The 24,117-nt window shown below is 70.4% G+C and carries 18 protein-coding genes; 7 read left to right on the top strand and 11 right to left on the bottom strand.

Annotation, left to right across the window (positions count from 1 at the left end):
* Positions 1–139: 139 nt before the first annotated feature.
* Positions 140–1,564: a phytoene desaturase family protein gene (locus tag KY572_RS15765; RefSeq protein ID WP_224243440.1), complete on the top strand. Its 1,425-nt coding sequence runs from the start codon at positions 140–142 to the stop codon at positions 1,562–1,564.
* A 5-nt stretch (positions 1,565–1,569) separates the two neighbouring features.
* Here KY572_RS15765 and mltG read toward each other — a convergent pair whose 3' ends face one another.
* A complete protein-coding gene (gene mltG, locus KY572_RS15760) occupies positions 1,570–2,586 on the bottom strand; it encodes an endolytic transglycosylase MltG (RefSeq protein WP_224243439.1) in 1,017 nt (338 codons plus the stop codon).
* Between the two features lie 130 nt (positions 2,587–2,716).
* Entirely contained in the window at positions 2,717–4,825 is a 2,109-nt protein-coding gene (locus tag KY572_RS15755; RefSeq protein WP_224243438.1) for a serine/threonine protein kinase, read from the bottom strand.
* Between the two features lie 300 nt (positions 4,826–5,125).
* Here KY572_RS15755 and KY572_RS15750 point away from each other — a divergent pair, with 300 nt between their 5' ends.
* The gene (locus KY572_RS15750; RefSeq protein ID WP_224243437.1) at positions 5,126–5,419 is read left to right on the top strand and encodes a hypothetical protein; all 294 of its coding nucleotides are present in this window, start codon (positions 5,126–5,128) and stop codon (positions 5,417–5,419) included.
* Between the two features lie 16 nt (positions 5,420–5,435).
* Here the strand turns inward: KY572_RS15750 and KY572_RS15745 are convergent, their stop codons facing one another.
* Positions 5,436–6,314, bottom strand: a complete 879-nt coding sequence (locus KY572_RS15745) for a LysR family transcriptional regulator (RefSeq protein ID WP_224243436.1) — start codon at positions 6,312–6,314, stop codon at positions 5,436–5,438.
* A 101-nt stretch (positions 6,315–6,415) separates the two neighbouring features.
* Here KY572_RS15745 and KY572_RS15740 point away from each other — a divergent pair, with 101 nt between their 5' ends.
* Positions 6,416–6,718, top strand: a complete 303-nt coding sequence (locus KY572_RS15740) for a YiaA/YiaB family inner membrane protein (RefSeq protein WP_224243435.1) — start codon at positions 6,416–6,418, stop codon at positions 6,716–6,718.
* 17 nt (positions 6,719–6,735) lie between these two features.
* Here the strand turns inward: KY572_RS15740 and KY572_RS15735 are convergent, their stop codons facing one another.
* Positions 6,736–7,428, bottom strand: a complete 693-nt coding sequence (locus KY572_RS15735) for a YqiA/YcfP family alpha/beta fold hydrolase (protein WP_224243434.1) — start codon at positions 7,426–7,428, stop codon at positions 6,736–6,738.
* A 147-nt stretch (positions 7,429–7,575) separates the two neighbouring features.
* Between KY572_RS15735 and KY572_RS15730 the strand changes: the two genes are divergently transcribed.
* Positions 7,576–9,171, top strand: coding sequence for a sensor histidine kinase (locus tag KY572_RS15730; protein WP_224243433.1), 1,596 nt, complete (start codon positions 7,576–7,578; stop codon positions 9,169–9,171).
* Between the two features lie 10 nt (positions 9,172–9,181).
* Here KY572_RS15730 and KY572_RS15725 read toward each other — a convergent pair whose 3' ends face one another.
* On the bottom strand, positions 9,182–10,099 hold the full coding sequence (locus KY572_RS15725) for an RluA family pseudouridine synthase (RefSeq protein WP_224243432.1): 918 nt from the start codon (positions 10,097–10,099) through the stop codon (positions 9,182–9,184).
* Positions 10,100–10,389: 290 nt separating this feature from the next.
* Here KY572_RS15725 and KY572_RS15720 point away from each other — a divergent pair, with 290 nt between their 5' ends.
* Entirely contained in the window at positions 10,390–11,859 is a 1,470-nt protein-coding gene (locus tag KY572_RS15720) for a hypothetical protein (protein WP_224243431.1), read from the top strand.
* A gap of 2 nt (positions 11,860–11,861) precedes the next feature.
* Here the strand turns inward: KY572_RS15720 and KY572_RS15715 are convergent, their stop codons facing one another.
* The 4 genes from KY572_RS15715 to hemN form a co-directional block, all read right to left on the bottom strand.
* Positions 11,862–14,258 (bottom strand): hybrid sensor histidine kinase/response regulator, encoded by a 2,397-nt coding sequence (locus KY572_RS15715; RefSeq protein WP_224243430.1) that lies wholly within the window; start codon positions 14,256–14,258, stop codon positions 11,862–11,864.
* A gap of 11 nt (positions 14,259–14,269) precedes the next feature.
* Positions 14,270–14,716, bottom strand: a complete 447-nt coding sequence (locus KY572_RS15710) for a methyltransferase domain-containing protein (RefSeq protein ID WP_224243429.1) — start codon at positions 14,714–14,716, stop codon at positions 14,270–14,272.
* A 16-nt stretch (positions 14,717–14,732) separates the two neighbouring features.
* The gene (locus KY572_RS15705; protein ID WP_224243428.1) at positions 14,733–15,314 is read right to left on the bottom strand and encodes a hypothetical protein; all 582 of its coding nucleotides are present in this window, start codon (positions 15,312–15,314) and stop codon (positions 14,733–14,735) included.
* An 84-nt stretch (positions 15,315–15,398) separates the two neighbouring features.
* Complete coding sequence (gene hemN / locus KY572_RS15700) at positions 15,399–16,769, bottom strand: oxygen-independent coproporphyrinogen III oxidase (RefSeq protein WP_224243427.1); 1,371 nt, start codon at positions 16,767–16,769, stop codon at positions 15,399–15,401.
* 285 nt (positions 16,770–17,054) lie between these two features.
* On the opposite strand from hemN, the gene KY572_RS15695 reads away from it, so the two are divergent.
* On the top strand, positions 17,055–17,738 hold the full coding sequence (locus KY572_RS15695; RefSeq protein WP_224243426.1) for an immunoglobulin-like domain-containing protein: 684 nt from the start codon (positions 17,055–17,057) through the stop codon (positions 17,736–17,738).
* 81 nt (positions 17,739–17,819) lie between these two features.
* Entirely contained in the window at positions 17,820–18,386 is a 567-nt protein-coding gene (locus KY572_RS15690; protein ID WP_224243425.1) for a zf-TFIIB domain-containing protein, read from the top strand.
* A gap of 86 nt (positions 18,387–18,472) precedes the next feature.
* Here KY572_RS15690 and KY572_RS15685 read toward each other — a convergent pair whose 3' ends face one another.
* Both KY572_RS15685 and agmC read right to left on the bottom strand, forming a co-directional pair.
* Positions 18,473–21,943 carry an Ig-like domain-containing protein gene (locus KY572_RS15685; RefSeq protein WP_224243424.1) on the bottom strand — a complete coding sequence of 1,157 codons (3,471 nt, stop codon included), beginning with the start codon at positions 21,941–21,943 and terminating at the stop codon, positions 18,473–18,475.
* Positions 21,832–24,114, bottom strand: coding sequence for an adventurous gliding motility protein AgmC (gene agmC / locus KY572_RS47800; RefSeq protein WP_224243423.1), 2,283 nt, complete (start codon positions 24,112–24,114; stop codon positions 21,832–21,834). The genes KY572_RS15685 and agmC overlap by 112 nt, the downstream gene beginning before the upstream one ends.
* Positions 24,115–24,117: the final 3 nt, after the last annotated feature.

Here is a 24,117-nt window from a genome sequence, read left to right as displayed (position 1 = left end):
GGTAGGGCAAGATGGCTCCTCGGGCGTCTCGGGCCTCGAGCTACGAACCGCTCATGCGGAGCGTGCGACTGGGCGCCTGGGCCGCGTCCCGTTCGAACACCCGTCACGCGTACCCACGGAGGTATAGATTCCTCCTACCTTGGGCGAGTCCTACGACGCGATCGTGATTGGAGCGGGTCCCAACGGCCTGGCGGCGGCCATCACGCTGGCCCAGGCGGGGCGCTCGGTGCTGGTACGCGAGGCGAACGCCACGCTGGGGGGCTCGTGCCGGTCGGCGGAGCTGACGCTGCCGGGCTTCATCCACGACATCTGCTCCACCGTGCAGGCGCTGGCCATCGCCTCGCCCTTCCTGAGCGCCCTGCCGCTGGCGGAGCACGGGCTGGAGCTCGTCCACCCGAAGGCGTCCTTTGCCCACCCGCTCGATGACGGCCAGGCGGGCGTGGTCTATCCATCGCTCGAGGAGACCGCGGCGACGCTGGGCCGTGATGGCGCGGCCTGGAAGAAGCTCTTCGGCCCGCTGGTGCGCGACTGGAAGAAGCTCGCGCCCGCGCTGCTCGGGCCGCTGCCTCCCGTCCCCAGGCACCCCATCGCGCTGGCCCACTTCGGGCTGCAGGCCCTGCGCTCCGCCCGGAGCCTCGCGGAGAGCTGGTTCTCGGGGGAGCACGCCAAGGGGCTGTTCGCGGGCGTGGCGGCGCACTCCATCGTCCCGCTGGAGTGGGCGGGCACCAGCGCGTTCGGGCTCGTGCTGGGCACCAGCGGCCACGCGGGAGGCTGGCCCGTGGCGCGAGGGGGCTCGCAGAAGCTGGCGGACGCGCTGGCGTCGATCCTGCGCTCACTGGGCGGCCGCATCGAGACCGGGGCGCGCGTGGAGAACATCGACGAGCTGCCGCCCGCCCGGGTCATCCTCTGTGACGTCACGGCCCGGCAGCTGCTGAGGCTCGCGGGCCACAAGCTGCCGGAGGGCTACAAGAAGACGCTACAGGCGTTCCGCTATGGCCCCGGCGTGCACAAGGTGGACTGGGCCCTCTCGGAGCCCATCCCCTGGAAGGCGCCGGGCTGCCGGGATGCCGGCACCATCCACCTGGGCGGCAGCTTCGACGAGATCGCCAGCGCCGAGCGGGCGCCGTGGGAGGGCCGCTACTCCGACAAGCCGTACGTGCTGCTCGTGCAGTACCCGTTCGAGCCGAGCCGCGCCCCCGCCGGCAAGCACACCGCCTGGGCCTACTGCCACGTGCCTCACGGTGGAGATCTGGACGTCACCGATCGCATCGAGAGCCAGCTCGAGCGCTTCGCGCCGGGGTTCAAGGACACCATCCTCGCCCGCGGCGTGATGACGCCGTCCGAGCTGGAGCGCCACAACGCGAACCTCATCGGCGGAGACATCACCGGCGGGGCGAACATGTTCTCGCAGATCCTCGCCCGGCCGGTGCTGGGGCTCAACCCCTACAGGACGCCCGTGAAGGGGCTCTACCTGTGCTCCTCCTCCACCCCGCCGGGAGGAGGAGTCCACGGCATGTGCGGCCACAACGCCGCGCGCATGGCGCTGCGCCACGAGCTGAGGTGAGCGCCTCAGTAGACGTTGTACTTCACGCGCAGCGCCTCGTGCTCCTCGGCGTTGCGCGAGGGGTGCAGCTTCCTGTTCGCGTCGTGCAGGTAGTACCAGTAGTCGCTGGCCTTGGGGCGCAGCGCCGCGACGAGCGACTCCACGGTGGGAGCGCCAATCGGTCCGGGAGGCAGCCCCGGGCGCGTGCGCGTGTTCCACGGATCCGAGTTGTCGCGCAGCCGCTTGAGGAACTCCTTCCGGTCGTTCCAGTCCACCAGCTCGTAGCGGCTCGTGGCGTCCACGCCGAGCGCGAAGCCCTTGTCGATGCGCTTCCAGAGGATGCCGGCGACGAGGGGGCGCTGCTCGGGCTCGGGCTCCTCGCGCTCGAGCATCGAGGCCATCACGACGATGTCGTTGAGGCTGCGGCCGCTCTTCTCGAGCTCGTCCTTGTGGGCCTCGTAGAAGCGCAGGGCGAAGGTGTCGAGCTGCCGCTGGATGAAGGCCTCCACGCTGAAGCCCTCGGGGACGACGGCGTAGGTCTCCGGGTAGAGGTAGCCCTCCAGGGTGCGCGTGGGCAGCGGGAAGCTGGCCTTGAAGCGCTGGGGGCGGCTGGCCGCGGCGATGTACTCGCCCGGCTTGATGAGCCCCTTGGTGGCGAGCGCCGCGTCGGTGTCCCGCAGGCGCCACCCTTCGATCATCACGAACGGAACGTCCTCGGGGAGCGGCGGGCCCTCGAGCGCGGTGGCGATCTCCTGGATGGACATGGAGGCGCGCAGCTTGAAGCGACCGGCCTTCGCCGCCAGCCCGCCCCGCCGGAAGAGGTGGTAGCGCCAGAAGCGCGCATCCTCGATGAGCCCCTGCCCGACGAGCTCCGGGCCCAGCGCGCGCGCCGAGGTGCCCTTCTTCACGACGAAGATGACCTCGGGCGCCTCGCCCACGACCTTGGGAGTCGACGCGCCCTTCTCCGCCCACAGGAACGCGCCACCGGCGGCGGCGCCAGCCAGGACCACGAGCCCGAGAAATACGATGAGGAGCTTCTTCATGCGCCGCACGCTACCAGAGCTTCAACACCTGGAAGGGAAACTCCCGCTTCACTGCCCTGCGGGCAACGGACCGAGCTCGCGAGTGTCCTCCCGGACAGACTGCGGCCCTCCGGTCTCCCGGGCCGCCGCGCTATGAGGGGTCCGACCGCTGCCAGAGCCCCGAGACGTCATCGCCCGACAAGGGCTCCGGCGGCGGGGTGGGCTTCACGCCCCGCTGCTTGAGGGTCCAGTAGCGCTGCTGCAGCGAGAGCCGGAGCGGGTTGGCCCTCAGCGCCCGCTCGTACTCGCTGAGCGCCAGATCGATGCGGCCCTGGCCCTCCCAGGCCTTGGCGGTGTGGGCGTGGACCTGCTCGATGGCCTCCGCGCCGGGATGGTCCACGAGGAAGCGGGCCTGCAGCGCCTCGAGCTCGGTGGCGGAGACTCCGCTCGAGATGCAGCGCGCCACCCCGGTGTAGTTGCTCCGCCAGGCGTCGTGCTCGACGCGCTGGCGCGCATGGCCGAGCACCTCCGCGGCCTTCTCCACGAGAGAGCGCATCTCGGCCAGATCCTGCTGCTGCCGGGGGGACAGGGGCCGAGCGGCGATGGTCTCCAGGTAGCGCAGCGTGGAGCGCGCGTACTTGCGGACGTCCTCGAAGGTCGCGTCGAGCTTCAGGCAGAGCAGCGCATAGGGGTCGCTCTTCATGCGCCGGAACAGCATCCGCAGCATGAGCTCCGCCTGGGCATCGTCCTGCTGGGCCTTGGGGGCCTCCAGTCCCTGGCCCCGCCCCTGGCCCAGGCTCGCCAGCACCGCGCGAGCCTCCTCGGACAGCTCGAGGAACTGGACGGCGAAGCCGGGGCGCATCTTCCAGGTGCTGGCCAGCGCCGCGGGGACGTGGTGGACGACCTCGGCCATGCACGGGACGCTCCGGCCGTGCAGCTCCAGGGTGAGCGACACGCGCGAGCGCAGCGGCGGCAGGGTGCCGTCAGTGCACAGGAAGACGCCGCCGCGAGCCAGGTCCGTGCAGGCCAGCCGGATGGGAGGGCTCCCCGGCTGGAGGCAGATCCGCGCGGCGAGCTCGCCAGCGGAGGGCACGGGAGAGACGGGCGGAGGCAGGGAGGCGGGCGTGGTGGGCAGGCTCATCCGCACCGCCTCGGAAGGGCTCGCGGGCGTCGGGGTGGGAACAGGAGTCGCCAGGGCCCCACGCGGGCGCGAGTCCTGCGGCGGAAGCGCCTGCTCCAGCGCCTCCCGCATCTCGGCCGCGTCCCGGTAGCGCTCCTCCGGCCGCTTGGCCATGGCGCGCATGACGGCGTCGGAGAGCGCCACCGGCACCTCGGGCCGCAGCTCATGGGGAGACGGCGGGCACTCCATCAGGTGGGCATGCAGCAGGTTGCCCAGCCCACCCTTGCTGAAGGCGGGCCTGCCCACGAGCAGCTCGTAGGCAATCATCCCCAGCGCATACAGGTCCGTGCGCCCATCCAGGGTGTTGCCGTACCACTGCTCGGGGGCCATGTACTCGGGCGTGCCGATGAGCGTGCCCGCCGAGGTCTGCCCCTGCTGCGGCATGCTGTCCATGAGCTTGGCGATGCCGAAGTCCAGCACCTTCACGAAGTGCGGCATCCGGTCATGGCGGACCAGGAAGATGTTCTCCGGCTTGAGATCGCGGTGGACCACGCCGTGGGCGTGGGCCGCCTGCAGCGCATCACACACCTGGCTGAGGATGGAGACCGCCACCGGGAGCGCCACCTGCTGGCCCTTCATCGCGGACAGCGGACTGCCCTCCAGGTACTCCATGATGAGGAAGTGCCGCCGGGGCGGCAGCACGTTCATGTCGAAGATGTTGATGATGTTCTCGTGGCCGATGAGGTTGACGACCCGGGCCTCGGCCAGGAAGCGCTGGATCAGCGCCTCGTCGGAGGCGAAGTGATCATGCAGGAACTTCACCGCCACCTTGCTGCCGATGAGCATGTGCTCGCCGAGGTAGACGGTGCCCATGCCGCCACCGCCCAGCTTGCGCATGAGCCGGAAGCTGCCGATCTCCGCGCCCAGCAGCGGGTCTCCCGACGGGGCCACGGGAGGCGGCGTCCAGGGAACGACGTTCCGCACCCCGCTCCCGCGGGAGGTCTGCGGAGGTGCCCACCACTGCTCCATGCCCGAGTCCGGCGTCTCCGAGCGGACGCGCGTGGGGCACAGCTCCTCCTCGTCCGAGTCCAGAGTGAGCTGTGGAAGCTGCTTCGAGCTGTTCTCGTTTTCCGGAAGCATCGCAGGATCTCCACTGCTGGGCCTTCATCCGTCATTTCCACCGAGGGCGTACGAGGCGGTTCTGCAAGGCCCGTGCTCACGATAACCCATCGAAACTCCTGGGATTTTCAAGGCGTGAGAGCGTCGCGGAACGCCACAGCACACATACGCGCCGTGGAATCACGCCGCGCGGCGCTGGCCTTGTCCCCATCGGGCACGGCGTGACATGGAGGGCGAGGCAGGCGCGCTGCAATCGCTTCGCTGCTCGCGCGTACGATTCAGGCCCGGCCCTGCACAGCCGGACCCTCGAGGAACAACGCCATGGAAGCCACGGAAGCCATCGTCACCATCATGGTGGTGGGAATGACCTGCGGTATCCCCCTGCTGGGCCTGACCATCCGCTTCTCGCTCAAGCCGCTGGTGGAGGCCTTCATCCGCCTGCGCGAGGCGCAGCTGGGCGCCCCGCAGATCCAGCAGCTCAAGGACCGGGTGGCCTACCTGGAGCGGCAGCTGGAGCTGCGCGGAATGCTGGACCACCCGGTCGCCACCAGCACCCTGCAGCAGCTCGCGCCGGAGCACCTCCCCGTCGCGCAGAAAGAGCGCGAGCGCATCTGACCCAGGCCCCGGGGCCTCACGGCTGCGGCGCGAGCGAGAGCAGCACGCCCAGCAGCGGGTCGGCGTGCGCGCTCTTGCGCCAGGCCGCGTAGATGGGGAACTGCCGGGTGGGCTGGGTGAGCGGCTGGGCGACGACGCCGGGCACCCGAGGCCCCTTCGGCAGCAGCGACGCCAGCAGCGAGTAGCCCAGCCCCGCCGCGACGAAGCCCAGGATGGTCTCCGAGGAGTCCGCCGCGTGGAGCCGCTGCGGCTTCACCCCGTGGTGCGCGAGCGCCGACAGCTGGAGCTCGCGGAGCTGGAGGTCCGAGCTGTAGGTGATGAAGGGCTCGTCCGCGAGCTGCCTGGGGCTCACCGTCCCCTTCCGGGCGAGCTCGTGGTTGGACGGGAAGACGAGGAAGGGGCGAGCGCTGCCCACCTGCCGCACCTCGAAGTCCGAGGGGATGTCGGGCAGGTGGTCCACCAGCAGGTCCGCCTCGCCCGAGCGGACGAGCGCCACCGCGGGCACCTTCGCCTCGAAGAGGTCCACCTCGATGTCGAACCGCTGGCTCTGGAGCCGGCGCAGCCACGGGGGCAGCAGGTAGCGCAGCACGTGTCCCGAGGCGTGGATGCGCAGCCTGCCGCTCACCTCTCCCGAGCGCAGCGAGCGCGTCATCGCCGGCAGCCCCTCGAGGAAGGGCGCGACGTAGGCGTAGAGCGCGCGGCCCTCGGGCGTGAGGACGACGCGATCCTTGCCCACCCGCTCGAAGAGCCGCACGCCGACCTCGGCCTCCAGCCGCTTCACCTGCTGGTGCACGCCAGGCTGGGTGATGGGGTACGGGAAGGAGCGGGCGGCGCGCGCATACCCCTCGCACTTCGCCACCCAGTAGAAGCCCTCGAGCCGCTGGAGCTGAATCATACACTCCAGGTTATCGTGAGCCGATGGATTAGTTCCATGCGCTTTTCGAAGAAGCGAGGCACTCTTCTGCCCGTCAACGCAACCGAACCCGGAGAGAGCCCATGAACCGCGCCCCCAACACCCAAGCCATCCAGCCCGCCCACAGCAACGCCTGGGTCGTCCAGACGTGGATCTCCTGGGTCCTCGCCGTCGGAGTGACGGCCATGGGCGTGTGGTTCCTGCCCGTGGACGGCTGGATGAAGGCCTTCCTGGGCATGGGGATGCTCTTCACGGTGGGCTCCACCTTCAGCCTGGCCAAGACGGTGCGCGACGTGCACGAGCAGCAGCGCATCGTGTCCCGCATCGACGAGGCGCGCATGACGAAGCTGCTCGCCGAGGTCGACACGCTCTCGCCCAAGCTGTAGTCCGTGCCTCGCGGCGCTCAGGCTCCCGCGGGAGCCAGGAAGGGCCGCAGGAAGTCATCGGCCTCGGCGGCGATGCGGCCGAGCGAGGCCATCAGCTCGTGGCCATCCTCCACCTCCACGAGCCGGACGTGGCGCTTGCCGCGCGCCCACTGCCGGGACGTGTCAATCCGCACCGTCTCGTCCTGGCGCCCGTGGATGATGAGCGTGGGCACCCTCACATCGGGCCATCCGCCGGACCGCGCGTCGATGGCCTCCAGGTCGCCGATGAAGCCGAAGTCCACCCGGGCCTTGCGCTTCTCGGCGTAGTCATCCAGCTCCTGCCAGCCCGTCTCCTCCCACCGGCGCATGCCCGCCGGGCCCGCCAGGCGCCGCAGGTGCTCCGCCGCCCGGAGCGCCGGGGCCAGCAGCACGAGCGCGCACACCCGCGCGTCCTCCTCCGCCACCCGGCACGCCGTCAGGCCTCCCAGGCTCGAGCCGAGGATGATGGCCCGATCGCGCTCTCCGCCGATGGCCTCGCGCACCGTGCGCATCATCGCGCTCAGGCGCAGGCGCTCCAGCGACGGCTGTCGCAGGTTGAGCCGCTCCACGTGGATGCCCTGGCGCGCGTAGTGCCGCGCGAGCGCCACGCCCTTGGAGGACTCGGGGCCCGAGGCGAAGCCGTGCAGATAGAGCCAGCGGGGACTCTCTTGGGGGATGTGCTCGATGGTCATTGGAGTGCGGGAGTGCGGGACAAGGCGTACGACCGGGCAACCGAGGGGACTGTAGGAAGTTCCCTTTCGTGGTCTATTTGACGCTGGAGACGGTGTTCAAAAGGAGTCTCGGCGCCAAACCCCTCACTGACTGTGAAGAATGAAGCCGTGTTGCGTGAGCGAGCCTGCATCCTCAACGTGAATGACAACCCGGCGGCCCTGTACCTCACCTCCCTCACGCTCCAACGCGCGGGTTACGAGGTGCTCGAGGCCAGCACGGGGGACCAGGCGCTGAGGCTCGCCCGCGAGGCTCCGGATCTCATCCTGCTGGATGTGCGGCTGCCGGACATCAACGGCCACGAGGTGTGCAGGCGGCTGAAGGCGGACCCGAACACCAGCTCCATCATCGTCCTGCAGACCTCGGCCAGTGACGTGGATGGCACCTCGCGCACCGCGGGGCTGGAGGCCGGAGCGGATGGCTACCTGGCCCAGCCCTTCGAGGAGGACGAGCTGCTGGCGTGGGTGAACGCGCTGATCCGCGCGCGGCGCACCATCGCGGCCAGTCATGATCGGCTGGCACGGCTCCAGCAGGTCACTGCCGCCCTCTGCGACGCGGTGACGCCCGAGGAGGTGACCAGCGTCATCCTCCAGCAGGGACTGGACGCCCTGCAGGCCAAGGCAGGCGGAGTGGCCCTGCTGTCCGACGATGGGCAGTCCGTGGAGCTGATGAGCACGCGGGGCTACCCCGAGCACAGCACCCGGGGCTTCCGGCGCCAGCCGCTCTCGGCCCAGACCCCCATCTGCATCGCCATCACGCGTGACGAGCCCGTCTATCTGGAGAGCGCGAGAGCGGAGGCGGAGTTCCCCAGCGCCCGCGTCAACACGGTGGGCGGCTCGCGCGTGGCGCTCCCGTTCTCCACCAGCACGGGGCTGCGCGGCTGCCTGGCGCTCTCGTTCTCCGAGTGGCGCGTCTTCGACAAGCACGATCGCGGCTTCATGATGGCCCTGTCGCGGCAGTGTGGACAGGCGCTCGACCGGGCGCGCCTGTACGCCGAGGCCCGGGCGCTCGCGCACTCCCGCGAGGAGCTGCTGGCCATCGTCGCGCATGATCTGCGCAACCCGCTGACGACGGTGACGACGTCCGCGTCGCTGCTGCACCGGAATGCGCCCACCGCGGACGGCGAGAAGTTCCGGGCGCGGCTGGGCTCCATCGAGCGAGCGGCCCGGCAGATGAACCACCTCATCCAGGATCTGCTGGATCTGGCGCGCTTCCAGGCGGGCACCCTGGTGCTGCGCCAGACCGAGCACTCGGCCCGAGAGCTGCTGCAGGAGGTGCTCGACAATCACGCGCTCCAGGCGGCCCAGAAGTCCCAGCGGCTGAGCGTGGAGCCGGCGTTGTCGGAGGCCCTGGTGCGGTGCGATCGGGACCGCCTGCTGCAGGTCTTCTCGAACCTGGTGGGCAACGCCATCAAGTTCACGCCCGAGGGAGGGCAGATCGTCCTGGCCGCGGCGAGCCAGCCAGGCTCCGTGATGTTCAGCGTGAGGGACACGGGCCCCGGCATCTCCGCCGAGCACCTGCCGCGGCTGTTCCACCGCTACTTCCAGGTGGAGCCCACGCACCGCAATGGCGTGGGCCTGGGCCTGTCGATCGTCAAGGCCATCATCGACGCCCACGGAGGCACGCTCTCGGTGGAGAGCCAGCCCGGACAGGGAACGGTGTTCACCTTCGCGCTGCCCTCCGAGCTTACCTCGGCCGCCGCCTGAGGACACCGGCTCAGGCGCGCAGCAGGGCCAGGGCCCGCTGGAAGTCCTCGGGCAGCGGGGCCTCCACCCGGACGAGCTCTCCGGTGACGGGGCGTGGCAGGGTGAGCCGGAGCGCGTGGAGCGCCTGGCGTCCCAGTTCCCGCGCGGCCGGGTGGGCACGTGTCTCCGCGGGGCCGTAGATGGCATCGCCGAGGACGGGGTGCCCCGCCTCGGAGAGCTGGACGCGGATCTGGTGCGTGCGCCCCGTCTCGAGCTTCACCTCCAGCAGCGTCGCGCCGCGGAGCCGCTCGCGCACCTCGAAGGAGAGCGCGGCCCGGCGCGCGGAGTGGACACGCGTGGTGAACTTGCGCGGGTCCTTCGGGTCGCGGCCATAGGGCGACTCGAGCCTTCCCTGCGCTGGGGCCTCGCCGAGGACGATGGTCCAGTAGCGCTTGTCCACCTGCTTCTCCTGGAACGCGCGGTCCAGCGCCGCCACGGCCTCATCGGTGCGCGCGAGCGCGAGGCAGCCGCTCGTCTCCCGGTCCAGCCGGTGCACGACGCCGGGCTGCGCCAGGCCCTCGACGTCGAAGGGAGGCAGTCGGGCCGCCAGCAACTCCACCACCGAGGGCTCGGAGCCTCCCGGCTCCACCACGATGCCGGGAGGCTTGTTGACGATGACCATCGTCGGGTCGTCGTGGAGGACGGGCAGGTCCGGCCCCTCGACGGAGCGCCGGGGGGGCGCGCGTGGGGGAGGCTGATCGAGTTCGATCTCCTCCCCGCCCCAGAGCTTGCGGGTGGGCTGACACTTCTTGCCGCGAATGCGCACCTGTCCCTTGGCGATCAGGTCGCGGGCCCGCTCCAGCGAGAGGCCCGGCACCTGCTTCGACAGGTGCTTGTCGAGCCGCTCTCCAGCGGCCTCTCGGGGGACGGTGATCTTCCGCGGCGCCATGGGCTTCCTCTCGGCGCCCCAGGCCCGTCCCGGGACAGCCGGGGCGGACTCAACAGGCGCGGGCCCGGAGATGCAAGTGGCCCTTCCCGGGGAGGTGCCCGTGTCGGGCGAGAGCGCCACCGACTGGTATGCTTGTCATACCAGTTCGCAACAAGTCCGGCCGACAGGCAGGGGGCGGGTCCACGAGCGGGGCGGGCAAGAGCTGAGCCCATGTCCCTGCATGCCATCGCTGTCGTTGCTCGAGCCATCAAGGGCGAGTCCCTCGTGGCTCTCGGCTACACTGCCCGCCCGTGAGAAGACTCCTCCCCGGCCCGGCGGCGGTGCTGGCCCTCCTGCTGACGGTGCCCATCGCCCTGTCGCCTCTCAAGAACTACGATCTCTTCTTCCACCTGGCAGGGGCACGCTGGCTCCTCTCTCACGGCTTCTCCCGCCAGGACCCCTTCAGCTTCACCGGCACCTCCGGCTGGGTCCCCCACGAGTGGGGCTTCGGCATCCTCGCCGAGCTCTCCTTGCGCGTCTTCGGCGCCGCCGGCCCCGAGCTGCTCACCGCGACCCTCGTCGCAACCTTCGTCATGCTCGCCTGGCGCGCCATCCGCACCGCCTCCTCCGCTCCCGGACTGGTCGAGCTGGGCGTGCTCGCCCTCACCCTCGTGTCCCAGGCCTTCACCTGGTACCAGGAGCGCCCCTACCACCTGGGCCATGTCCTGTTTGCCCTCACCGTGCTGCTGACCCAGGCGTGGCGCCGCGGCAACGCCCGGGCCCCCTGGCTGCTCGTCCCGCTCTGCGCCCTGTGGGCCAACCTGCACGGCAGCTGGCTCCTCGGCCCCGCCCTGCTGGGCTCCACCGCCGTCGGCGCCCTGATGGACGGCGGAGACGCCGCGCACCGCCGCCGCTGCTTGCTCGCGATGGGCGCCGCGGGGCTCGCGTTCCTTGCCGCCGGGCTCTCTCCCAGCGGCCCCGGCATCTACCTCTACCCCATCCTCCACTCCGTCCTCGCCTCCACCCAGACGCTGGAGGAGTGGCAGCCCATGGACCTGAGCCTGCTCTGGGCGCGCTACTTCCTGGCCCTGGCCCTCCTCGCCGTCTTCGTGTGCGGCGGCGCGCGCCCGCGCTCCTGGGCCATCCTGCTGCCCACGCTCGGGCTGACGGTGGCCTCCCTCGGTGCCCAGCGGCACGCCCCATTCGCCGCCCTGCTCCTGGCCCTCTTCGTCGCCGAGCACCACCACCGCCTCGCGCCCTCCGCCCTCCCCGAGGCCTTCCGCGCCGCCTGGAAGCGCCTGGAGGGCTGGAGCGCCTCCTGGATCCAGCACGCCAGCGGCAGCGCGTGGCCCTTCGTCGTCCTCGCCGGCCTCGCGCTCTCCGCGGCGCTCCACCCGGCCTCCGTCCGCGAGCGCATCTACCCCGGCCGCTTCCCCCTGGCCTGCTTCGACACGCTGAAGTCCCTGCCTCCCGGCAAGGTCCTCAACCGCTTCATCATGGGCGGCGCCCTCTCCTACTTCGCCGGCCCCGAGTACAAGGTCTTCATCGACAGCCGGAACGATCCCTTCCCCCAGCCGATCCACGACGACTACGACAAGTTCGTGTACGGGCTGCCGGGCTGGAGGGAGGCGCTGGCGCGCTACTCACCGGACTACGTGCTCTGGAACCGCACCGGCCCGGGCAGCATCCTGCCGGACGCCCTGCAGCGGGAAGGCGGCTGGGAGCGCCTCCTGGAGACTCCGGACGAGGACTGCGTCCTGCTCCAGCGCAAGCCCCGCTGAGCTCAGCCGCAGAGCCGATCGACGAACTTCCGCAGGCTCTCGCGCTCGAAGGGCTTCTGCAGCAGATCGATCGCTCGGGTCTCGATGAACTCGCGAGCCTGGGGGTTGAACACGCCGCCGGTGATGAGGCCGGTGTGCCGCGCCAGCTCGGGGGAGCGGCGCTCCAGCTCCTGGAAGAACTGCACCCCGTTCATCTCCTGCATCATCACGTCGCAGACGATCGCGTCATACCGCTCGCCGCTGGCGATGCGCCGCAGCGCCTCGCGCGCGTCCTGCATCACGTCCACCTCGTGCACGTCGCGCAGCAGGCGGCGCACCGACTTGCCCACCGCGAGCTCGTCGTCGATGAGGAGCACCCGCCGCCGTGGCCCCTGCGCGCTGGCCTTCGGCTGCACCGGCGGCGCGACGCTCTCGCTCTTCGCCGCGAACACCGGGAGCACCAGCCGGAAGGTGCTGCCCCACCCCGGCTTGCTCTGGACCTCGATCCAGCCGCCCATGATCTGGATGAGGTTGTTGCAGATGGACAGCCCCAGCCCCGTGCCTATCCCCTCCGGCTTGGTGGTGAAGAACGGCTCGAAGATGCGCTGCTGGATCTCCGGCGTCATCCCCTGCCCGTTGTCCTCCACCTCGATGTGGACCCACTCCCCCTGGCTCCGCGTCGACAGGAGGATGCGGTTCTGGTCCGCCGGGCGATCCGGCGGGAAGGCCTGCAGCGCGTTCACCAGCAGGTTCACCAGCACCTGGCCCAGCCGCGCCTCGTTGCCCCGCACCGGCGGGACGACCTCGAGCGAGCGCGAGAGCCGGGCGCGGTGGTTGAACTCGTTGCGCATCAGCCGCAGCGCGCCCTGGATGACGCGCTGCACGTCCACCTGGCCCTGGCTCTCGTCATCCGCGCGCGAGAAGGACTTCAGATCCTGGATGATGCCCCGGACGCGCCCGGCGCCCTCCTGCGACTCCAGGATGGCGTCCCGCAGCTCCGTGCGCTGCTCCGGCGTCAGCGTCTCCTGCGAGAGCAGCTCGATGGCGAAGGTCAGGTTGGACGAGATGTAGGCCAGCGGGTTGTTGATCTCGTGCGCCACGCCCGCCGCCAGCATGCCCACGGACGCCATCCGGTCCGCCAGCCGCAGCTGCATCTCCAGGCGCCGGGAGTCCGTGATGTCGCGCGTGACGCCGACGAGGAACGGCTCGCCGCCCGTGCCCGTGAAGGGCGCCTTCTTCGTGAGGAAGATGCGGGTGTTGCCAGCGCCGTCGGTGTGGCTCTCCTCGTTCTCGCTCGACTTGCCGGAGACGAACACCTCCTCGTCCTTCTTCCAGAAGTGCTCCGCCTCGTGCGCGGGGACGATGTCGTAGTCGGACGTGCCGCGCAGCTCCTCCTCCGACCGCCCCATGGCGCGACAGAACGCGCTGTTCATCGCGACGAAGCGGTGGGCGCGATCCTTGACGAAGACGGGATCCGGCAGCGCGTTGAGGGTGTTGTGCAGGAAGTCCCGCGTCCGCTCCAGCTCGGACTGCACCCGGCTGCGCGCCAGCTCCGCGCCGGCCCGCGCCCCCAGGGCCCCCAGCAGCGCATAGTCGATGAAGCCGGCCTGCAGCGGCTCCTTGTGCGCGACGGCCAGCACGCCAATGGCCTTCTGCTGGGAGTCCTTCAGCACCACTCCCAGATACCCCTCGGCCTCCAGCCGCTGGAGGAGCGTGTCCTCCGGGAAGCGCTTGCGGACGTCGTGGGTGAAGTGGCAGCTGCCGTGCGTGAGCACCTGCTGGTGGGGCGTGCTCTTCAGCGGCCACGTCACGCTCTTCTCCAGGTACCCCTCCGTCCAGAGGGCGAGCGTCTGGAGCTTGTCCTGCTCGGCCACCAGCTCTCCCACCATGGCGACCGAGACGCGGAACGCCGAGGCGAGCTGGGTGACCAGCAGCTGGAAGAAGTCATAGCCGATGTCCGCCGACGTGCTGGAGAGCAGCACATACAAGGCCTCGCGCGAGCTCAGCCGTGGCTGCTCCAGCCGCGCCATGTCCGGCTCCTGGAAGCTCTCCGGCTGCAGGCGCCGGCGCAGCGCAATGAGCCGCACGCCCCAGTTCTCCCCCGGCGGCGCCAGGCACTCGTCCGCGCCCGCCCGGGCCAGCGCCTCCAGCTCGGCGGCGGCGCGGCGCGTCAACACCGTGAGCTGCGTCTGCGACGCGGCACGGCGCGCGTGCACCTGGCGACACAGCGCGATCAGCTCCTCCAGCGGCCCGCCCGAGTCCCCCAGCACCACCAACCCGGGAGGCAGGGAGCCGTGGAGCTCCTCCAGCCGCTCCACGCGGCGGACCTGGATCTGGAGCTCCTGCCCCCCTTCCCGCGGAAGCCGGCGCTCCAGCTCGTCACCCAGCGGTGAAGGCACCTTCAAGAGTAGGACTTGCACGGAGCCGCTCCTCAAGAAAACTCGCCCAGGAGAACCCGGGCGCGACCTTCCATGGGTAAGCAGTGTTCCTGCACGACGGGGAAGCCGCGCTCACGCGCCAGCTCCGCGAGGTGCCGCATCCACGGATTGTACGGCATGCTGTTGTCGGAACAGCACGGAACTACCGCGAAGGGCAGACGATGCTTTGCGGCATACTCGATGATGATCCGCGTCGCGCCGTCCGGGTGCATGCCGACCAGCAGCTCCGCCTCGCAGGGCTCCTCCAGGGTGAAGGCCCGCTGAGCAAAACGCACAGGTAGGTGTTTGTGGCGCAGATCAAAGGTGGTGACTTCTCGCCCCAGGCGGGAGAGCGCCTCGTTGAGCCGGCCCTGGCCGCCGGCGATGTCGAAGATGCGGGGGGCGGCGAAGCGCTCGACGATGAACCGGGCGAAGAGATCAAAGCGGCGCTTGTCGGCCATACCCTGTCTCTCTACCTCACCTCGGGTGCTGCTGTCCGGACAGGGCGTCCCAGATGAGCGGGGCATCAGGCGAGTCCACGTTGCCATGCACGCTGGCCATCACCCGCCCACGCTCGTCCAGGGCGAGGACGTAGGGCTGCCTGCTCGTGGCCAGGCCCAGCACCCGGGCCATCTTCCCGTCCTTGTCCGCCCACGTATCCGTCCAGAACTGCTGGGGCACCTGCTCCTTCGCCCGGCCGCGGAGCATGCCGGTGCTCACGTAGAACGGCAGGCCCAGGGAGATGATGGAGGCGCGGTGGACCTCCTCGGGAAGCCGGGTGGCCGCCGCGTCGAACCACCGGCGCATCTCGTCCCCCGCATGCTGATCGGTGATCACCACCAGCAGCGTGTGCCGGCCCTGCCACTGCTGGCTCTCATGGCGCTGGCCGAGCAGATCCTTCGCGGCGAACGAGGGCACCGTCTCCCCGGGCCCCGGCAGCGCCACGGCTGGAGCTCCCCACACGAGCGCTCCCAGGCTCCACAGCAGGGCAAGCGTCCTCAGCAGCCGCGCGCTCCACTCCCTCCTCTGGAAGGCCCTCCGCTCCAGTCGCTTCCTCATACACACCTCCCCGACACATCAGAGGTGTGCATCCCGAGGCCCGGGCTCCAGGGAGGGCGCCAGACCGGATGTCCCCGCCCGCGGCTACACCGTCCGCGAGAAGCGCGGCTGCGCGGCCCGCGCCAGGTAGGCGTCGAACACCATGGCCACGTTGCGGACGAAGAGCCGCCCCAGCGCCGTCAGCTCGAGCTGGGTGCCCTGGCGCACCAGCAGCCCGTCCTCCTCGAAGGCGCGCAGGCGCTCCAGCTCGGGCGCGAAGAGGCGGGCGCCCTCCTCGCCCAGCTCCACCCAGAAGTTGCACATGAGCTGGGTGATGACCGCGCGGCGGCGCTGATCATCCTGGCTCATGCAGAGGCCGCGCTCGGTGGCGAAGCGGCCCTGCTTCACGTGGGCGGCATAGCGCGGGAGCTCGCGGACGTTCTGGAAGTAGGCCCCCGCAACGTCGCTGATGCCGGTGCTCCCCAGCGCCACCACGTCCGTGGCGCTCTTCACCGTGTAGCCCTGGAAGTTGCGCCCCAGCGTGCGCCGCTCCTGCGCCCGGGCCAGCTCGTCCTCCGGCACCGCGAAGTGATCCATGCCGATGGGCCGGTACCCCGCTCCCACGAACGAGGAATAGGCCGCGCGGAACAGCGAAAGCTTCGCGGGCCCCGACGGGACGGCCTCGCCGGGCATCCGCTTCTGGTGCTTGAGCACCTGCGGCATGTACGCGAACGAGTACACCGCGAGCCTGTCCGGCCTCAGCTCCAGCACCTGCTCCAGCGTGCGCGCCCAGCCCTCCGGCTCCTGGTAGGGCAGTCCATAGATGAGATCGAAGTTCACCCCGGTGAAGCCCAGCTCCCGCGCGTGCTCCAGCAGCGAGCGCGTCTGCGCGAACGTCTGGATGCGGTTCGTCACCTCCTGGACCTTGGGATTGAAGTCCTGCAGCCCCATGGAAACACGGTTGAAACCGAGTTGCCGCAGCAACGACAGCTGCTGGGGCGTCGTCACCGCCGGATGCACCTCGATGGCCACCTCCGCGTCCGGCTGCGGCGTGAAGCGTCGGGTGATCTCGGACCACAGCCGCTCGAGCTGCGCCTCGGAGAGGAAGGTCGGCGTGCCACCGCCCCAGTGCACCTGGGACAGCGCCCGGCGCGGGCCGAGCCGCTCGGCCACGAGCTCCAGCTCGCTGACGAGGTGATCGATGTAGCGATCGGCGACGCCCCGCTCCTTGGAGATGAAGACGTTGCAGCCGCAGTACCAGCAGAGGCTCCAGCAGAACGGCAGATGGACGTAGAGCGAGAGGGGCGTGGACGAGCCCGCCGTGCCCGCGGCCTCCAGTCGCTCGCCGAAGGTCTCCGGCCCGACATCGTGACGCCACTCGGGCGCGGTGGGATAGCTCGTGTAGCGAGGGCCTGGCACATCGTAGCGGCGCAGCAGCTCTTCCGACGGCGTGGGGACTTCCAACGGCGCGATCATGTCTGCTCGAGACTCCAAGGATCGTGCCAGCCCTGCTCCCAGCAGAAATCCCGCAGGAAGTGCGCTCGAGCAGCAGCTGGACGCAAATCCTGCGCGACAGCTGTAGTTGGCGGCGGAGCGTCCTGGCCCACAGTCAAGGCGCGGCGCGGCGCAATCGCAGTCGTCGTCTGGCATTGGGCATGCCCAGTCGAAATCCCGCACTCTTGTCATCCAGAGACAGTTGTTCTCGGTAGACTGCGTGCCGCAGTTCGGTCCGTGGGCGGACCTCAACCCGGAGAGACAACAATGAAAGCCCTGAAGAGCACCCTCGCTTCCACCTGGCGGTTCCTGCGGCGCACGAGCACCGTGCTTCCCTCCACGCTGCTGCTCGCAGCGAGCGCCTGCGGTCCTCTTCCCGAGGGCGCGGAGTCCCAGGAGCAGCTGTCCGAGCAGACGGAGCACCTCGATGATCCGGCGTGCGCCACCCAGCCCCCGACGATCGTGATCAACGGTGGCCCGGAGCAGACGCTGGAGTGCGGCCCGGGCACCTATACCGATCCGGGCGCGCAGGCGTTCGACGGCTGCGGCAACCCCATCACCGTGTACGCGTACAACACGGGGGCGAACTCGTCCGGCCCCGGCCCGAACCTGAAGAACGAGGGCGTCTACTGGGTCTCCTACGCCACGTGGAACGCGTACGGCCAGGTCAACGTCACCCGCACGGTGAACGTGGATGACCGGACGCCGCCGACGCTGACCCTCAAGGGGCCCGCGTTCATGACGCACACCTGCAACAGCATGTGGGTGGACCCTGGCTACGAGGCCTCGGACGTCTGCTACGGCCCCCTCACGCACACGGTGCAGCGCACGGGTGAGGTGAACGGCTGGGCCGCGGGCACGTACACGGTGACCTATACGGTGACGGACACGGGCGGCAACAGCGCGCCGCCGCTGACCCGCACCGTGCAGGTCGTCAACTGCCCCTGGTAGTAGCTCCGTGTTCTCCTGACGTGGGGGGCCGCGAGGTTCCCCACGTCGTTCACCGTCGGGTGCGTCTCCCCCTGGGTGTCCATGTCCGCTCCACCCGACTCGCGCACCTGTCCCGGCTGTACCTCCGCCATGCAGATCTTCCACGCTGGCCGCGTGGAGCTGGACCTCTGCGGCGCTTGCGGCGGCGTGTGGTTGGACCGGAACGCCCTGGAGGACGTGGCGAGCCGGATGCTGGCCGACATGCCCCGGGAGAGCGACGTCCACCGCCTCTGCGCCTGCTGCCGTGAGCCCCTGACGCCGATCTTCCTCGAGGGAGAGCAGGTGGAGAGCTGCCAGTCCTGCCGCGGCATCTTCCTGGACAAGGGAGAGATCGATCAGCTGGCGATGCGCCGCGTCTCGCTCCAGGGCCCCGCGGTGACGCGCGATCTGGATGGCGCCCTGGTCACCTTCCAGTGCCCTGGCTGCGGCGGCGAGTTCCCCGCGAACGCGGGCCTCGCCCGGGGCCGGGCGCTGGTATGCGAGGGCTGCGCGCCCCGCTTCGGCGTGGAGAAGCCCGAGCCCGGCGAGCGCAAGGGGCTGGCCCGGAGGTTCGGCGAAGTCCTGCTCGGCGACACGCTCTCGGCCGTTCTGCTCGCCATCATCAACTGACGCGGCGGCCGGCCGGCTCGAGCGCCCCGAGGCCGAGGCATGGAGCGCCGCGTGAGCGCCCATGCCTCGTCACCGTGCTGCCCTGCCTACCGCCGGCGCTTCCGAGCCAGCAGCGCCGAGAGCACCGCCAGGCCCATCATCGCCAGCGAGGACGGGTTGCCTCCCGTGGAGGCGCAGCCCACGCCGTTGCCGAGCAGCGCCCAGTCCGGCGGCGGCGGCGGCGGCGGCTGGTAGTTCCAGGTCGCCGTGGCGGGAGTCGGGTCCACGTTGCCCGCGGCATCCCGGGCCCGCACCTGGAGGGTGTGGCTGCCCTCCGAGACGTCCTGGAACGTGACGGGGTCCGAGCACGCCGTGAAGGCCGCACCGTCGAGGCTGCACTCGTACGTCACGTCGGACTCGTTGGAGCCGAAGTCGAACGTGGCGTCGGGGTTCTCGGTCTCGGCCGTGGGCCCGGAGTCGATGCGCGTCTCGGGCGCCGTGGTGTCCACGACGAAGCGGACGAGGTTGGACTCGGGGCTGGTGTTGCCCGCGACATCCCTGGCCGTGACGCGCACCGTGTAGGGGCCATCCGCGAGCGGCGTGGCGGGCGTGAAGGTCCAGTTGCCCGACGCATCCGTGGTGGTGGTCCCCGCGGAGCTGCCATTGAGGCTCACCGTGACCGTGCTGTTCGGCTCGGCGGTGCCGGTGATGGCCGGAGTGTTGTCGTTCGTCACCGAGTCGTTGGCGGGCGCGGTCACCACGGGAGCACCGGGCGCCGTGGTGTCCACGGTGAAGCGGTTGACGTTGGAGCGATCGCTGAGGTTGCCCACGGGATTGGCGGCCACGGCGCTGACCTCGTACGTGCCATCCGCGAGCGGCGTGGCGGACGTGAGGGCCCAGTTGCCGCTGGCGTCCGCCGTGACGGTGCCCACCTGCTGCGAGCCCAGGAAGATCGTCACCGTGTTGTTGGCCTCGGCGGTGCCGGAGAAGGTCGGCGTGCTGTTGTTCGTCACCGAGCCGTTCGCCGGCGTGAGCACCACGGGCGCAGGAGGAATCGTCGCGTCCACCGTGAAGGTGTGGGTGTTGGACTGGGTGCTGACGTTGCCCACCGCGTCCGTCGCCGTCGCCTTCACCGTGTGCGGGCCGTTCGACAGGCCCACCGCCGAGGTGAAGCTCCAGGCTCCCGAGCCGTCCGCCGTGACGGTGCCCACCGGCGCGTCGTCCACGATGACGGTGACGGTGCTGCCCGCCTCCGCCGTGCCGCTGTAGGTCGGCGTGTTGTCGGGGATCGTCACGCCATCAAGGGGCGTCACGACGACCGGCGCCGCCGGAGCCGTGGTGTCCACCGTGAAGGTGTGGGTGTTGGACTGGGTGCTGACGTTGCCCACCGCGTCCGTCGCCGTGGCCTTCACCCTGTGCGTGCCGTCCGTCAGCGCAGTGGGCTGCGTGAAGCTCCAGGCGCCCGCGGCGTCCGCCGTGACGGTGCCCACCGGCGCGTCGTCCACGATGACGGTGACGGTGCTGCCCGCCTCCGCCGTGCCGCTGTAGGTCGGCGTGCTGTCGCTGGTGGTCGAGCCATTGGCCGGCGCCACGACGACCGGCGCGGCCGGCGGTGTGGTGTCCACCGTGAAGGTGTTGGTGTTGGACTCGGGGCTGGTGTTGCCCACGTCATCCGTGGCCGTCGCCTTGACCTGATGCGCCCCCTCTGTCAGCGCCGTGGCTGCGGTGAAGCTCCAGGCGCCCGAGCCATCCGCCGTGGTGGTGCCCGCCGGGTTGCCATCCACGATGACGGTGACGGTGCTGCCCGCCTCCGCCGTGCCGCTGTAGGTCGGCGTGTTGTCGCTGGTGGTCGAGCCGTTGGCCGGCGTCACGACGACAGGCGCGGGAGGCACCTCGGTGTCCACGATGAAGGTGTTGGTGTTGGAGTCGGGGCCGATGTTGCCCGCGGCGTCCGTGGCCCGAGCCCTCACCGTGTGCGTGCCGTTCAGCAGGCCGACCGTGGGCGTGTAGCTCCAGGCGCCCGACGCATCCGCCGTGACGGTGCTCACCGGGTTGCCATCCACGATGATGGTGACAGTGCTGCCCGCCTCCGCCGTGCCGCTGTAGGTCGGCGTGTTGTCGCTGATCGTCGAGCCATTGGCCGGCGTCACGACGACCGGAGCAGCCGGTGGCGTGGTGTCCACCGTGAAGGTGTTGGTGTTGGAATCCACGCTGGTGTTGGCCGCGGCGTCCGTGGCCCGGGCGCTCACCGTGTGCGAGCCATCCGTCAGCGTGGCGGTCGGCGTGAAGCTCCAGTCACCCGTGGCGTTGGCGGTGGTGGTGCCCACCGGGTTTCCATCCACGATGACGGTGACGGTGCTGCCCGCCTCCGCCGTGCCGCTGTAGGTCGGCGTGTTGTCGCTGGTGAGCGAACCGTTCGCCGGAGTCACGACGACCGGCGCGGCCGGCGGCGTGGTGTCCACCGTGAAGCTGTTGGTGTTGGACTCGGGGCCCGTGTTACCCACCGTGTCCGTGGCCGTGGCCTTGATCTGATGCACTCCATCCGTCAGCGGCGTGGTCGGAGTGAGGCTCCAGGCGCCCGCGCCGTCCGCCGTGGTGTTGCCCACCAGGTTGCCGTCCACGATGACGGTGACGGTGCTGCCCGCCTCCGCCGTGCCGCTGTAGGTCGGCGTGTTGTCGCTGGTCACCGAGCCATTCGCCGGCGTCAGCACCACGGGGGCCGCGGGACCCAGGAGGTCCACGATGAAGGTGTTGGTGTTCGAGTCGACGCTGGTGTTGCCCAGCGCATCCGTCGCCGTAGCCCTCACGCCATGAGGGCCGTCGGCCAGCGGCACAGTGGGCGTGTAGCTCCAATTTCCCGAGCCGTCCGCCGTGGCGGTGCCCACCGGCGTGCTGTCCACGATGACGGTGACGGTGCTGCCCGGCTCCGCCGTGCCGCTGTAGGTCGGCGTGCTGTCGCTGGTGATCGAGCCGTTGGCCGGCGTCACGACGACCGGCGCGGCCGGCGGCGTGGTGTCCACCGTGAAGGTGTTGGTGTTGGAGATGGAGCTCGTGTTGTCCGCCGCATCCGTGGCCAGGGCCGCCACCGTGTGGACGCCGTCGGCCAGCGGCGAGGGCGACGTGTAGCTCCAGTTGCCGGCGGCGTCCGCCACCGCGGGGCCCATCGAGGTGCCGTTCACGACCACCGTCACCGTGCTGTTGGGCTCCGCCGTGCCCGTATAGGTCGGCGTGTTGTCGCTGGTGATCGAGCCGTTCGCAGGAGTGAGCACCACCGGAGCAGCCGGCGGCGTGGTGTCCACCGTGAAGGTGTTGGTGTTGGAGAGGGGGCTCGTGTTGCCCACCACATCCGTGGCGCGTGCCGCCACCGTGTGGACGCCGTCGGCCAGCGCCGTGGGCTGTGTGTAGCTCCAGTTGCCGGAGGCATCCGCCGTGACGGGGCCCATCGGGTTGCCGTTCACGATCACCGTCACCGAGCTGCCCGGCTCCGCCGTGCCCGTATAGGTCGGCGTGTTCCCGATGATGATCGAGCCGTTGGCCGGAGTGAGCACCACCGGAGCAGCCGGCGGCGTGGTGTCCACCGTGAAGCTGTTGGTGTTGGAGTCGGGGCCGCCGCATCCGTGGCCCGGGCTCTCACCGTGTGGGGACCGTCGGCCAGCGCCGTGGGCTGCGTGTAGCTCCAGTTGCCGGCGCCATCCGCCGTGGTGGTGCCCACCGGGTTGCCATTCACGATCACCGTCACCGTGCTGCCTGGCTCCGCCGTGCCCGTGTAGGTCGGCATGTTATTGCTGGTGATCGAGCCATTGGCCGGAGTGAGCACCACCGGCGCGGCAGGCGGCGTGGTGTCCACAATGAAGCTGTTGGTGTTGGAGTTGGAGCTCGTGTTGCCTGCCGCATCCGTGGCCCGTGCACTCACCGTGTGGCCGCCCTCGGCCAGCGGCGCGGTGGGCGTGAAGCTCCAGTTGCCCGAAGCGTTGGCGGTGGTGGTGCCCACCGGGTTGCCATCCACGAAGACGGTGACGGTGCTCCCCGCCTCCGCCGTGCCCGTATAGGTCGGCGTCGTGTCACTGGTAATCGATCCGTTGGCCGGAGTGATGACCACCGGGGCCGGAGGAGGCGTGAGGTCCACCGTGAAGGTGTTGGTGTTGCTCGGGATGCTCAGGAGGTTCTGGGCGGTGTTGACCGCGACGGCGTAGACGGTGTGGCTCCCCTCCGACAGCCCCGTGGGCTGGGTGAACGACCAGTTGCCCGAGGCATCCGGAGTCACCCGCGTCAGCTCGTTGCCATCCACGTAGATGATCACCTGGGTGCCCGCCGGGAAGGGCGGGGCCAGCGTGCCGGTATAGGTGGGCGTGTTGTTGTTGGTGCTGGAGCCGTTGGGGGGCGTCAGCACCACCGGCGCGGTCAGCGGCGAGTAGCAGTCCCCCAGGAGCGTGAAGACACCGTTCGCGCCCGGCTCCGCGCCGGAGGTGTCCCCAAGGTCCTGCTGCACGCCGGACAGCCCGCCGACGACGTTGGCGGGGCTCAGAGGACAGAGCGGCGCCCCACCGCAAGCCTGGAACAGGATCCGACCACCACCACCACCACCACCGGGCCCCGCGGGCGAGTTCGTGCTGCCGCCCTGGCCTCCGAAGGCGTGGACCTTGACGGGGTCGCAGCTCGCCGTCCCCGTGAAGCGCATGTGGATGGTGCCGCCGCCGCCACCGCCGCCCGCCCCGTCCGCCGTGCTGGTGGTGTTGTTGGAGAAGAAGCCGTCGGCCAGGATGCTGCCCGTCCCGGTGAAGTTCCTGCCGCGGATGAAGATGATGCCGCCGCCCTGTCCGCCCGCCGCCGTCGCCCCGCCCGGGATGTGACCGGGCCCGCCACCGCCGCCCATCGTCATGTGCGTGAGCGCCGAGTGGGTCAGCGACGCGCCGCCCTGCCCTCCCACGGGCCGCGAGCCGTCCGCGCTGTTGCCGCCACCACCTCCGACGCCAGCGGCACCACCGCCACCGCCGCCAGCCCTGGAGCACACACCGCCACCCGCTCCGTTGGCCACCCGGCCGTACCCTGTATGGGAGCTCCCGTAGCGCGACACGGCGATGCCCTCGCCCTTCTGGGCGCCCGTGGGCGCGGGCTGATCCAGCCCCGAGCAGTTGAGGGTCGCGGTGGTGTCCCGCACGAACTGGCCGCCGCGGAAGCCTCGGCTCGCGACGGTGAGCGTGGCGGAGATGGTCACATCTCCCGTCGCCAGGAAGGCCAGGACACCACCGATGCTGCCGTCCCACGGCCTGGCGATGAGCGCGGCGGTCCCCTGGACGGTGACGTTGGTGTACTCCGGCACCCGGACCACCTGCGCGCCGGTGGCCGCGTAGGAGTAGAGCAGCGGCTGCGTCATGGTCATCGTCGTCCCAGTCACCCCGGACAGCCGCGCCAGCTCCCAGCGCCCCACCTGGCTGCTGCTGAGATCGATGTTGGCCGGTCCCCCCGAGGGAGGCTCGGGGGTGATGCCCGTGGTCTGGATGATCATCACCAGATCGCCACCGCCGAAGCCGGTGGTGGTGTTGACCGCCAGGATGGTATCCCCCGGCGAGCGGGCCGCCGTCATCCTCGCGTAGGCGTTGATGATGCTGTTGCCCGAGCCCAGCGTGAGCGGGCCGTTGCGCCCGGAGCCCACGCCATAGATGTCCTCTCCGGCCAGGGCGGGCAGCGCGCACATGAACACCGCCAGGAGCGCGGTGCGGGTGAGGTTCCTCGAGAATGCGTTCTTCATGTG

The sequence above is a fragment of the Hyalangium gracile genome, from assembly GCF_020103725.1.
Taxonomy (GTDB): Bacteria; Myxococcota; Myxococcia; order Myxococcales; family Myxococcaceae; genus Hyalangium; species Hyalangium gracile.
This window is presented reverse-complemented; position numbering and strand designations above follow the sequence as displayed.